At 53.0% G+C, this 12816-nt stretch carries 12 protein-coding genes; 3 read left to right on the forward strand and 9 right to left on the reverse strand.

Going from position 1 to position 12816, the window contains the following annotated elements; all coding sequences use genetic code 11:
* Positions 1-21: 21 nt before the first annotated feature.
* Positions 22-261: a hypothetical protein gene (locus I8J30_RS26995; RefSeq protein WP_210663456.1), complete on the reverse strand. Its 240-nt coding sequence runs from the start codon at positions 259-261 to the stop codon at positions 22-24.
* A 313-nt stretch (positions 262-574) separates the two neighbouring features.
* Between I8J30_RS26995 and I8J30_RS27000 the strand changes: the two genes are divergently transcribed.
* A complete protein-coding gene (locus I8J30_RS27000; RefSeq protein ID WP_210663458.1) occupies positions 575-1456 on the forward strand; it encodes a helix-turn-helix domain-containing protein in 882 nt (293 codons plus the stop codon).
* 138 nt (positions 1457-1594) lie between these two features.
* On the opposite strand, the gene I8J30_RS27005 is transcribed toward I8J30_RS27000, so the two are convergent.
* From I8J30_RS27005 to I8J30_RS27025, 5 genes are all read right to left on the reverse strand, one after another.
* Positions 1595-3046 carry an HD-GYP domain-containing protein gene (locus I8J30_RS27005; RefSeq protein ID WP_240548415.1) on the reverse strand — a complete coding sequence of 484 codons (1452 nt, stop codon included), beginning with the start codon at positions 3044-3046 and terminating at the stop codon, positions 1595-1597.
* A gap of 45 nt (positions 3047-3091) precedes the next feature.
* The gene (locus I8J30_RS27010; protein WP_210663460.1) at positions 3092-3982 is read right to left on the reverse strand and encodes a multicopper oxidase family protein; all 891 of its coding nucleotides are present in this window, start codon (positions 3980-3982) and stop codon (positions 3092-3094) included.
* A 188-nt stretch (positions 3983-4170) separates the two neighbouring features.
* Positions 4171-5124, reverse strand: coding sequence for a DUF4097 family beta strand repeat-containing protein (locus tag I8J30_RS27015; protein ID WP_210663462.1), 954 nt, complete (start codon positions 5122-5124; stop codon positions 4171-4173).
* Positions 5121-5678 carry an HAAS signaling domain-containing protein gene (locus I8J30_RS27020; protein ID WP_210663464.1) on the reverse strand — a complete coding sequence of 186 codons (558 nt, stop codon included), beginning with the start codon at positions 5676-5678 and terminating at the stop codon, positions 5121-5123. The genes I8J30_RS27015 and I8J30_RS27020 overlap by 4 nt, the downstream gene beginning before the upstream one ends.
* Positions 5675-5995, reverse strand: a complete 321-nt coding sequence (locus I8J30_RS27025; protein ID WP_090978661.1) for a PadR family transcriptional regulator — start codon at positions 5993-5995, stop codon at positions 5675-5677. Before I8J30_RS27025 ends, I8J30_RS27020 begins: the two co-directional genes overlap by 4 nt.
* 219 nt (positions 5996-6214) lie before the next feature.
* On the opposite strand from I8J30_RS27025, the gene I8J30_RS27030 reads away from it, so the two are divergent.
* Entirely contained in the window at positions 6215-7093 is an 879-nt protein-coding gene (locus I8J30_RS27030) for an aldose epimerase family protein (protein WP_210663466.1), read from the forward strand.
* A gap of 760 nt (positions 7094-7853) precedes the next feature.
* Here the strand turns inward: I8J30_RS27030 and I8J30_RS27035 are convergent.
* Entirely contained in the window at positions 7854-8885 is a 1032-nt protein-coding gene (locus I8J30_RS27035) for a TRM11 family SAM-dependent methyltransferase (RefSeq protein WP_338044962.1), read from the reverse strand.
* A 38-nt stretch (positions 8886-8923) separates the two neighbouring features.
* A complete protein-coding gene (locus I8J30_RS27040) occupies positions 8924-9832 on the reverse strand; it encodes an ArsR/SmtB family transcription factor (RefSeq protein WP_210663567.1) in 909 nt (302 codons plus the stop codon).
* 182 nt (positions 9833-10014) lie between these two features.
* Between I8J30_RS27040 and arfA the strand changes: the two genes are divergently transcribed.
* Positions 10015-11520 (forward strand): arabinosylfuranosidase ArfA, encoded by a 1506-nt coding sequence (gene arfA / locus I8J30_RS27045; RefSeq protein WP_210663468.1) that lies wholly within the window; start codon positions 10015-10017, stop codon positions 11518-11520.
* A gap of 73 nt (positions 11521-11593) precedes the next feature.
* On the opposite strand, the gene I8J30_RS27050 is transcribed toward arfA, so the two are convergent.
* Complete coding sequence (locus tag I8J30_RS27050) at positions 11594-12718, reverse strand: glucuronyl esterase domain-containing protein (RefSeq protein ID WP_338044963.1); 1125 nt, start codon at positions 12716-12718, stop codon at positions 11594-11596.
* Positions 12719-12816: the final 98 nt, after the last annotated feature.

A 12816-nucleotide genomic window follows, 5' to 3' on the forward strand; every position in this document is an offset into this window, starting at 1 on the left:
AGCGTTTCAGTTCGATAAAGCCTAGGAGTTTGTTTGCATTTGCAATACTTGCACACGATGAATGTAGTAATGTTTGGAGCAGTATCCTTTACTGATCGACGACTTCTGGCATTTCACCCACTTGCACAGGGTTGGCTCCGCGGATTGACGGACCTTGGTCACGACCGGATCTCCGTGTCTGCGCCAGCGCTGATGATGCATGGAGCACATGTTCTTCGCCTTCACCGGTTTGTCACATTCATTAACGGTACAATTCTGCATTCGAATTCGCCCTCTCGATGTAAATACAATGATGCAAGTCTATGTATTATTATGAGTGAAAATGCTTCATTTGGAAAGTTCCCGAATTTGCATTTTTGTTGATATTTGTAGCATTGCAAGATCTGCATGGATGATATAAGGTAGACCGAATAATAAAAATATTCATAAATAATCATAATAACTTATAAATAATCAGTTGATAATTCAGTTTTCCACTCTTATACTGTTCTATAAACGACGAATGGATTGCGTTTACATTCGATAGATTGTAGATGCACTCAACAGCCAAAGCCGATTGCGAGGGATAGCCAAAGTGACACTATTGACCGCTATATTTCATACCATACGAACGCCATTAGCTGTTGTCGTAGGACGGGGTGACGACATACGGTTTAACAGAGCAAACAAGGCCTTCTCCAATCTTGTAGGCTGCTCTGAAGCAGAACTGGCGGGCTTGCCGCCAAGCAGACTGTTTTCGGCTTGGAACAATAACAATCTGCTCACCTCCATTAGTTCTGAAACGGTACTGTTAGATCGGCCGAAGCCCGATGAGCCGCAGCGTCTGCTCCTCACCTGGGAAGCCGTTAAGGATACGGAAGAACCGGCTTACCTGCTCACAGCCGAAGATATTACGGCCAAGACCTGGATCGACACGATGAGCAGCTCGAAGAAAGTCATGTTCTCCGGCATATTAAACGATCGTTATGTCATAGAGCGCTATTATCAGCATGATTCTGCGCCGCTGTATGGCCGCCTCTTCCGCATCGAACAAGAATCTCTGCATGAATTCTTCAATAACCATGATCGCGACCGTCTCTTCTACGCACTGGAGCAAGCAGCTCTTCACAATCGGATGGACCGCATTGTCGTACAAACCAAGCTGGCCGCCAACACCGCCCAGCTGGAGCTGCATATCACCTTCCGTCCCTTCTATAGCGGCGATGGTGTACTGAAGCACTTCGGTTTTATTGTGACGGATGTCCAAACGATTTCGGAGGCTATCGACCCTTCTGTTACGTTAAAAGTGCTGATGGCGCGCAGTTATATGTCGGCTCAGCAGCTATCCATTGAAACCGGAATATCGCTGCAAACGATTTCGAAGCTTCGCAATGGCAAGATCGGCAAGCCGCAGCGGCAAACCGCGATGCTCATTGCATCCAAGCTGAACGTGACGCCGCAAGATATATGGCCTTAATACCCAAAAGCGGAGATCCATGGGATCTCCGCTTTTCTGCGTATTTTGTCGCTTTCCAACTCTAACGGTTGTGACACAGCCGGAGACTTTCACGGGCAGCCTGAAAAAGGAGATCCCGTTTAAGGATCTCCTCTTATCTCATAATTGTGCCGCTTTATGTACGAGCTTCAAGCTGCGGCTGTTTGCCGCGATCTCTTCGAAAAATTTCGCATCCGCAGCAGCCAGACGCCGCCATGCTTTGACACAGGCCGGATCGAAGTGAGCTCCGCTGCCTTGGATAATAATGTTCATCGCTTCCTCATGCGTCATTGCCTGGCGGTAAGAGCGTGAAGAAGTCAGCGCATCATAAACGTCCGCGATCGCAGTAATACGTGCCAGCAGCGGGATGTTCTCGCCGCTCAGCCGATCCGGATATCCGGTTCCATCCCATTTCTCATGGTGAGAACGGATGACCGACAGCTCGTCTTTCAGAAACCCGAGCCGCTTGCACATATCATAACCGGAAACCGGATGCCGTTCGATAACAAGACGCTCCTCCGGCGTAAGCTTCCCTGCTTTGTTCAAGACGGCATCCGGCACTCTCAGTTTCCCTACGTCATGCACCACGCCGCCTTGCGCAATAGCACGCAGCTGATGCTTATTGAGATCCATCTCCTCGCCAAGCCGGAGCGCATACAACGCTACGCGATTATTATGACCGGCCGTATAGGCATCGCGCGCCTCCGTTGCCATAATAAGCGCTTGAACGCTTGGCGTCTTGCATGCTTCCAGCCAAGCGCGCGGATCGGATTGAAACAATACCTTCAGCGAATTGCTGAAGGAGCCTTGCGAGAAATACTGGCGCAGCAGTCCAACCAGCATGATGACCATAGAGAATAATAGCAATACATGATAGAGCCACCAGCTCAGTTTCCAAGACGTGCCCATAACAATGATATATTGTGCCGCGATAATGAGCCCGACACTATAGACAATGGCGCGCTGCAGCGGGAATCCCGCATTTCTGTACGATTGCCAATACCGATACATCGTCCACACGCAAGTTATACAAGTAATCGACGAGGCGATCCATTTGTATGGATCTAAATTAAGCGGAATATCATCTATGAGATGCGGCTGTTGCAGCGCCAGTAAGAAAATAAAACCAAGCAGCATCAGCCACGCCGGAATGAGCCACATTCGTATTTTGGAGAGCTGTCTAATAATAAATCGATCGGTGGATACGGATGACAAGAACAGCCACACGGAGGTAATCAATACGCTAAGCTGCGCTAACACACTCGGCAAATGCCCGGCATGAATGATGAATCCCGGCGTGGTCAGCCCATGTAAGACGAATATACCGGCCAGCGATACATACGCAAGCGACATGAACCCTACTTTGATATTCCGCAGACGATGTCCGGCAATACCAACCGCAATCGCGGCCACTATGGCCAGCGCAGCCACAAGCGTTACAATTTGAAAATGCCCCTCAGGCGCCTCGACGGAAATATCCAGCGTTTTCGAAGAGCGCAGCCCTTCAAAAAATAAAATCGGCAGGAGGGCGCCCAGAATCGGTCCGATGGCGGATTTTTCTTTCATCTGCATGGGTTTAAGCTCCTTCTCTTAGTTCTGCCTCTCAAGGTACGCAAATCAGTCGCCGACTTGAATGGTCGTAAACATCCCGCCGGCCGGCAGCGTAAAATTATTCGAGGTATGATGCGGGATATGGCAATGAAACGGCCAGCGGCCCGGATTCCATGCACCGAACTGAATATCTCGCGTCTCGCCCGGCGCAACGAATACCGTGTTTTTGCGAAGTCGGTTCCACGGCGGTACTTCATTACCGTCATAAGCGGTCTCCAGCATCTGCACGCCATGAAGATGCATGGGATGCCCTTGCATCCCCAAATTAGCCAGTCGAATCCGGACACAGTCCCCCAATCGCACATGAAGCGGAGAAGTATTCGGAAAGCAGCGTCCATTCATCGTAAAGAAATTAAATGCGTCCGACATTGGATCGACGGCATAGCTACCCGGCTGAAGCTCCCCTTTGGGAAGGCCGTCCAAATGAAACTCCTGAAGCATATAGGCAAAGTCTCTGGTGACTTGCTTCTCCTGTCGATTTCGAATGATGAACAGCCCGCCAAGTCCCATCATTTCTTGCCGTATGGATTCATAATGGCTGTGATACATATGGGTGCCGGGCGGATTAACAATCCGAAACCGGTAATCTAATCCGAATCCCGGCTGTATGAGCGGCGATGGCTCGAACGGCGGTACGCCATCCATCGTGTTCGGCACGTCAAGCCCATGCCAATGAACACTCGTCGGCTCCGGCAAGTTGTTAATGACCCGAATTTGTACGAAATCTCCCGGCTCCACGACGATGGTCGGCCCCGGAATAGACCCGTTATATCCATAACCTTGCATAAATACTCCTGGCAGAAGCTCCTGCTGAACCACACCGGCGAACAATTCAAAGCACTTCACCCCACCAATTACGCGATAGGGCAGCAGCGGCAAATCCGGCGATTCTACCATTCACATCTCCCCCTGTTCATAAACAACGAAGTTTATGCTGGGAAGCACTAGGATATGACTTCTGCCTAATAGGTCTATTATCCTTCTTTCAGAATATCGGTTTTTCGACAATAAAACTGTAATTCCGCGGAAACAAAAAAAATAGGGTCCCGCTTGCTCAAATAAGCAAATGGAACCCTATTACATGTTTACTTAGCGCCAACCGTTAAATCGCCGGATCCTGTATGAATATGCAGCGGAATGGATCCACTGCCGAAGAGGAGCACGTCGCGATCATCCTTGTCCGTCGATTGCTCTCCACCATCCCATTCATTGTCGAGGTCGCCCGAGCCGTGACTGAACGTAATGCGCGCCGATGCCGGCTGTTCGTCGGTCAGGATGGATACGTCACCGCTGCCGGTCTCCAGCTCGGCAGGCTGTTCGAGTGCTTTCAGAATCAAGTCGATATCACCGCTGTTTGTTTCGATCTGAAGCTCTGCGACGGCATCTTCTAACTCGACATCCCCGCTGCCGACATCAACCGTAATCTTCTTCGCCTTTACGCCTTCCGTAGATACATTGCCTGAGCCTGCATCCACGGCGATGAGATCCGCTGCCGTAACATCAGCAAAACTCATGTTGCCGCTGCTGATCTCAGCTTCTATGGATTGCGAATTCAGCTTCTTGAGCGTCATATCCCCTGAACCCGAATGAAGATCAATATGATCCGCATTCAGCTGCGCAATATCAATGTCACCGCTGCCCGCATCAAGCATCAGTTTCCGATACTGCTGCTCCGGCAGCTCCAGCCGCAGATCCAAATTGCGAATGTTGATGCCAATTGCAAAGCCGACTCCGTCCTCCACGGATACCCGAAGGACATTCCCCTCTTTCTCAAGCTGCAGCTTCAGTTTATCCCGGTATTTCTTGCTGGCACGGCCTGTGAGCTCTGCTTTCACTTCATTACTCGAGCTCGGAACGACAGTCAGATCCAAGCTGCCGGTATGAATCTCCACCTCTTCAATGCCATCTCCGGCTACTGTCTGCTCTTGGGCTACCTTCTCCGTTCCGAAGGAGAGCGCTCCGTCTTTACGGAACGTGCCGAAGGCGCCGATCAAACCGACCACGAGCAGTATCAACGCGACAACGATCCAATTTCTCATCCTTTTTTCACCCTTATCACTCTGGAATTAAATTTCAAGTAACTTAAAGTCATCTTGGCAAAAGCCCGCGTCAACCAGTGCGCGCCTGCGCCGATCAGCATTCCGAGCGCAATCAGCACCATGGAGAGGAAGGTTCCTTGCAGAAGCGTGATTCCGCCGCCAAATGCGCCTTCATAGATCGCCATAACCGAGGAGAGCCCGATGCCAATGGCCGTCGCCCATATCGCCACAAGCACACCGAGCAGCGCGACATAAGGTCCCAGCACGAAAACGAGATTGAAGAAACCTAAGCTGACCGCAGCGAGTACCGCCCGTGATACGAGCGTGATGCTTCCGCTCTTATTCGACGCTTGATCGACGCGATAATTGAGCATCAGCTCCTTCGCAATCAGCCGCGGGTCGCCAAGCTCATTGGCAGCTTCCACTTCCGAACGTCCATGCTCGGCTGCCATGCGAAAATGCTCTTCATAATCGTACATCCATTCCCTGCGAAGCGGCTCCGGTACGGGAGAAAGCAGCTCCCACAGCTGTCCCAAATACTGCTCTCTGATCATCGTTCGACACCTTCCTTAATCAATTCATCGACTGCGACGGAGAATGTCCGCCATTCACTGATTAGTCCCATGAGATGCGTATGCCCTTTGGGCGTGAGCTTGTAATATTTTCGCGGCGGTCCTTCTGTTGATTCTTTGAGATAGGTTGAAAAATAACCCTCCTGCGTCAAGCGGCTGAGCAGCGGATACACACTGCCGACGGCGACCTCGAACTTCGCGGACATGGTGACCGCCAGCTCGTACCCATATCGGTCCTCCCAAGCAGTTAACGCAAGAACGCACAAATCGAGTACGCCTTTCTTAAACTGTACATTCATAGTCAACGCCCCTATACCATATCGTTAAGTATTCATCATTGTAGAATAGCTGGTCGAAAAAAAAGTCCCTGCTGCTATAGTATATCGCTCACTATTCATTTATGCAATATAGCGTTGGAAAAATAGTTGTTCGCCCTTAGGAACCGTCGCCGGGTTTTTGTCCACTGCCGCAATATGGTATGCTTGTTCGCATATAACCATACTTGGGAGGCTTCCGACATGAGTCAGAATCGCTATGAAGTGAAATCACATCACGATGAAACATATAGGCTATATACATTAACGGATTCCGTTACGAATTCTTCGGTTACGATCTGTCCGGAGCGAGGTGCCATTGCAACCAGCTGCATTCTTGGCGGTGAGGAGCTGTTCTATCTCGATAAAGCGACCTACCTGGATCCGGAGGCGAATATCCGCGGCGGTAATCCGATTCTTTTCCCCATTTGCGGCCAACTGCCCGGTGGGCAATATGAATGGAACGGCACGTTGTATTCGATGCGAAATCACGGTGTCGCGCGCAACCGCGCTTGGGAAGTTGTTGCCGACTCCGATGCCGGAGAAGCCGCTGTAACGGTACGTTTACGCAGCAGCGAAGGTACGCTGGCCGAGTATCCATGGCAGTTCGAGCTGTTGTTTACCTATGCGCTTGTTGAAGGCGAGCTGCAAATCCGCCAGACGTACAGCAACCTGTCGGACTCCGCGATGCCGTTCTATGCGGGATTCCACCCGTACTTCCGCTCCGAATCGAAGGACTTGGTGTATGGAACAGATGCGACGCGTTATTTGGATTATAACGACAATGAGGTTAAATCCATCGACGGCGCGATCTCACTTGATGGCTTGAAAGAATCCGTCGCTTTGCTTGATGCTGCTGCGCGTTCCATTACGTTCCCCGGCCCCGATGGCCGTGGAACCGTTGCATTGTCTTACAGCGATGCGTTCAAGTACGTGGTGCTGTGGCAAGTGAACGGATCCCCGTTCGTCTGCGTCGAACCATGGATGGCGCTGAACGGCGAGCTGGTCAGCAGGGACGAGCTCCCGATGCTGGAGGCCGGCGGGAAGATGGAGCTGCTGCTGAAGATCGGCTACAGCGGGTAAGGATCGGCATGTGCGAAGAAGGGCCAAACATCCGTAGGATGTTTGGCCCTTCTTCATAGTGGCTAGCCGGCTGATTTGGCTCGCCCCGTGCTGCCGGGCTAAAGAGCGTTACTAATGACCTCTCTTTAGCTAATATCCACTATTTGCGGCGTATGAGCGGTAACTCGTACCTCTCGCATGAGAAGTAACTCGTACCTCTCTTTAGCCGATATCCACCATCTGTGGCGCATGAGCGGTAACTCGTACCTCTCATACCCACCCAATGTTACTCCACGGGCCGCTCTCAACTAACTTAGCTGTTCCTACTTCATCCGTCGTTCTCCCGCCATTGTGCTGCTATGGAATACTACTCTCCGTGCAGGCTTCTGTACGTAAATTTGCAGCCTCAGTTTCCGTGTAGACCTCTAGGTGTGCTTTTTGCACGAAATTCACTATTTCGGCTTCTATGTAGACCTCTGGACGAGCTTCTAGCACGGAATTCAATGCCTCAGCCTCCATGTAGACCTCCTGATGGGCTTTTTGTAATTATTAGCTACTCTAAACTCACCATTCCCCACACCATGTGTTGCTCAGGGAGCTACTCTTTCTCTAAACTCACCATTTCCCCGCCAATGAGTTGCCTTCAGAGCTACTCTTTCTCTAAACTCACCATTTCCCCGCTCATGTGTTGCCCTGAGAGCCACTCTTTACTAATTAGCGTTAGCTCCTGCCACTCTAATAGTTACTCCGACAACCGCCCCTACATTGTAACCCGCCCGAGCTACTCCCCGCGGCAGGCGATTACTTGTCGCTCGAACTTACCCTTGCGGACGATGCAGCGGTCGGTGATGGTGAAGCCGGCTTCTGCGATGTCGTCGTCGATGAGCTCCGTCGTGACGATGATGACGCGGTCTGCCAAGCGTCCCGCACTGCGGAGCATAGCCATTCGCTCGGCTGATGGCAGCTTCGAGCACAGATTGTAAGGCAGATCGAGGATCGCCGAATCGAAGGCTCGCCAGCCGGCCGACGCTGCGCCTTCATCCGCTGCCAAAGTAAGCTCTCTCGGTTCCAGCGTCGTCATATCCGCCAGCTTGACCACGTCCGGCATGCCGAAGTGAGCCAGATTAATACGGGCTCCCTTCAGCGCCAGCGGGTTATTATCGAAGCCGACGATGGAGATGCCCATCGACAACGCTTCGATGATAACCGTGCCGATCCCGCAGCAAGGATCAATGACGCGCTCCTCCGTTGTCGGCGCAGCAATATTGACAACCGCCCGGGCTACGCGCGTGCTTAGCGCGGTGGAATACGGCTGCGGTTTGTCGTTATACTTTAGCCACAGCGCCTCGCTTTTCTCATACTCCCCGAACAGGTAGCGCCCCTCCGCATAGGCTACGCCGAATAACCGATCCGGCCGCCGCATCTCCGCTTTGCCAACGATCTGCCAGCCGATCTCCTTCTCAATGGCCCGCTGGCGGTCGAAATCGAACGACTCGCGCTCATCGCCTCCCCCGACAAACATGATCTTGAACGTATCGCCATCAAGTCGGACAGCATCGGCAACCTGCGCAGCAATGCCGGCAGGATCATCGGCCAGAAGCATAACGGCCAGCTTTCCACGGATAAAAGGGCTTCTGCCCGAATCTATATTTTTATCGCTAATCACACAACCATGATTTGGCTCACAACCGAATAACGAGCGCATTTCCATCCCACACAAGTCCGCCTCATCCTCATGAGAAGTGACCGGATAATAATAACTGCCCACGTAACTTGCTTCGACCGACTCTGAACCATTTACCACTTTTTGCACATTTTCACCCTCATTATCCAGCTGCTTAACACCCTAATTCATTGCCCCAAACTGCGGTAGGTTCGAAATACGATCGATTGATTGTAGTTACCGAAGCCCTCGCCGTAGATGGTCAAACCGCCGACATGCTCGGCCTCTTCGGGTACCGCCAATCGGAGCAGCCAATCATTGCGCGTTCTGACAATATCCTGCAGCTTTACGTCCGACAAGCGCTGGCCGTCGAGGTAGGTGCCGCTGCTTGTTACGCGGATGATTTTGAGCCAGCCATATTGGTTGACGGTCCACCAAGCCGGCGTCAGCTTGCCTCGTCCCTCGCCGGAGTCGCCGGGGCTGGTCCATACGCCAAGCAGCGTGTCATTCAAATAAAAATGAATATCCGAAGGCCAGTCCGCTCGAACGCCCGGCGCCTCCGAGCCGATTTCTAGCGAAATCTCAATTTCCTCCAGCGTCTGCCCCTGGAGCACATAATTGGGGATGCGGTACTCCACATACCCTTTGCCGAACCAGAGGATTTGCGCATGCATGCGTTCCGGCTCCATGAAAAAGCGCGGATCGTCATATTGCCCAATGATATGCTCCGAAGTCGCCAGTCCGCACGTCGGATGAATCTCGAAGCCGGTATAATGGCCGACCGGGATCGATACTTCATGAAACTCCCGTTTCGGCTCAGCCGTTTTAGGGATCAGAATCTCCACATGCCCTGCAGCTAGCGAACAGATCTTATGCGTGCCGCCCCCTCGCCTTACCAGCATCGTGTCGATTAAGCCGCCCGCTTCCAGCTTTCTCGCATGCATCGTCACGATCGCACTGCTCAGCCCGAGCGCCGCGGCCAGCTCCTTAATATTCATCGGCTGCACCGACAGCAGCTCCAGAATATGCAGCCTCACCTCGCTCGCCAGCGCCTCATACAGCGGCAGCCATTTGCGGTCCAAATTTGCCCGTATCATTCGATTCACGATTCCCTTCCCATCCTTCAATTAACAAATATATTAATTCAATTTACGTCAAAAGAAAAGCTTGCGCTGTAAGCCCAGGTTAAGGTTTAATTAGCGATATAGCAATCATTATATTATTAACTTATTAATGTTTTTATTAATCCAATTTCATGAATGCAGAGGTGAAACATCGCATGTCGCTGAAAGCAAAAATGATTATCGAAAAGGATTTTACGATTGGCGAGGTGGATAAGCGGGTTTTCGGTTCTTTTGTCGAGCATCTGGGCCGGGCCGTTTACGGAGGCATCTACGAGCCCGGACATCCGAGCGCCGATGAGCAAGGATTCCGCGGCGATGTGCTGGAGTTGGTCAAAGGGATAGACGTGCCGATCGTCCGTTATCCGGGCGGCAACTTCGTTTCCGGCTATAACTGGGAGGACGGCGTCGGCCCGGCGGAGCTTCGCCCGAAACGGCTGGAGCTGGCTTGGCGGACGATCGAACCGAATTTGTTCGGCCTGAATGAATTCGTCGATTGGTGCCGCAAGGCGAACACCGCGCCCATGATGGCCATCAATCTCGGTACGCGCGGGCCGAATGAAGCCCGTCAGCTGGTCGAGTACGCCAACCATCCGTCCGGTACACAATTAAGCGATCTTCGTATTTCGCACGGCTACAAACAGCCTCACCAAATCAAGACCTGGTGCCTGGGCAACGAAATGGACGGACCGTGGCAGATCGGCGCGAAGACCGCGGCTGAATACGGCCGAATCGCTGCCGAGAGCGCGAAGGTAATGAAGTGGGTCGATCCTTCGATCGAACTGGTTGCCTGCGGCAGCTCGAATCTCACGATGGCGACGTTCCCAGAATGGGAGCGCACCGTGCTCGACCTTTGCTACAACGAGGTCGACTATATTTCCTTGCACCAGTACTACGGCAACCGGGACAAGGATACGTCCAACTTCCTGGCGCAATCGATGGGCATGGACTCTTTTATCAACACGGTTATCTCCACCTGCGACTATGTCCAGGCGACGAAACGCAGCAAGAAGCGGATGAACCTCTCCTTTGACGAGTGGAACGTTTGGTACCATTCCAATGAGGCCGATTCCCGGATCGAGCCATGGTCCGTCGCGCCGCCCCAGCTGGAGGACGTCTATAATCACGAGGACGCCCTGCTGGTCGGCAGCATGCTGATCAGTATGCTGAAGCGAGCCGACCGCGTCAAAATGGCCTGCCTCGCACAGCTCGTCAACGTCATCGCCCCGATCATGACAGCAAACGGCGGCGGCGCTTGGAAGCAAACGATTTACTATCCTTACATGCACGCCAGCGTATTCGGACGCGGCACGGTGCTCGTTCCGCTGATCCAATCGCCGAAGTACGACGCCAAAGATTACACCGACGTTCCGTACCTTGACGCCGTGGCTGTACACAATGCCGAAGCCGGCGAAGTTACGGTATTCGCGGTGAACCGCCACTTAAGCGAAGCGCTGCCGCTCGAAATCGATCTGCGCAGCTTCGGAACCTTCCGCATTCTGGAGCATATCGTCATGGAGAGCGATGACTTGAAGGCAGCCAACACGCTTGATTCGCCGAACCGCGTGTCGCCTCATTCGCAAGGCAGCGCCATTGTCGAAGGCAGCACGGTCCAAGCCGCGCTTGGTAAAGCTTCTTGGAATGTAATCCGGATTAAGCTGTAGGCATAATCGATAAAAGACCCGTAAGCGCCGCTGCGCACACCGTGCGCATCCGTCTCCTACGGGTCTATTCGCGTTACAAACGCCCCTCTGCAAAAGCAAGCACATAGGTCCAATCCACTTCGTTCAAATCATGCCGCCCTGCCCGGATATGGTACCCGCAGCGCTCGGCATGAAGCGGCGTATCCAGCTCCGGAAACGGCGCGGCTGCCAAGCCGCCCAAGCCATGCAGCCGGTAAGCAGGCTCAGCCAGCTGAAGGGACAAATACTCCGAAGCCGGATCGGCCCACTCATCCTCCGCGGCGCTTGATACATACAACAGCCGCGGTGCAATCATAGCGAGCAGCATGTGCTGGTCAACCGGCAGCTCTTCTTCACGCTCGTTATAACGCTTGTAATTATCCGCGAACCAGTGCGGGAACGCGGTATTGATCTGATGAACCCGCTCCCCGGCCTTCCCTCTCGAAATAGCCGCGCCGGTACAGCCCGACTCATTGCTGACGACCATGGCGAAGCGCTCGTCGAGCGCGCCGGCCCAGAGCGCGGTTTTGCCCCCGCGGGAATGGCCGATGACGGCAACCCGGGCCGAATCGACGTCCGGGTCTGTCTCCAAATAGTCCATGGCGCGGCTAAGCCCCCACGCCCATGCGGAGATCGTGCCCCATGCATCCCCATCGCGAGGCCGATCATTCGGATCAAACAACCCATGAACCCCGTTGCGGAAGCCGTCATGCTCGTCGGGATCGATGTCCTCGGCGGCAATCATCGCCGTGCCATACCCGCTGTCGATAATTTGCTCCACCGGCCAGAAAGGCGTGGAAGGCGATTCCCCTTCCCGCACCGCCGACAGCCTGCCGTGATCAAGGAGCAGAAACGCGGGCCACCGCTTCTTCTCAGCCTCACCCGTATCGGCAGGAACATACAAGGTTAAGCGAATCCGACCTTGGCCGCCGCTTTCTCCTTCGCCATCCCCTACAAAATGAATATCGATCTTCTTGCGGACGGCCCTGCCATTAAAACACGGCTCTTGCGCAGCAACGGCGAAGATCATCCATTGCGGCCGACTCACCGGCTGCCTGCCGTAAACATGCTCAGCGAATAGCTCAAGCAGCTCGGGCCTGCGCCGCTCCATCCATTCCCCTGCCGAATCGATTTCATTGCCATCAAGACTGACCAGAAGCTGCGGTATCGAACGTTCCACGGATTGTTCCTCCTTTGATAGCTGCATATGCCGTAATACATTCGACCCGGTGCATAATTTTCCTCCGCTTGGAAAAAAATACTTCGAGAGGTGTAGCA

It is taken from the genome of Paenibacillus lignilyticus (assembly GCF_017942085.1).
In the GTDB taxonomy this organism is placed as follows: domain Bacteria; phylum Bacillota; class Bacilli; order Paenibacillales; family Paenibacillaceae; genus Paenibacillus_Z; species Paenibacillus_Z lignilyticus.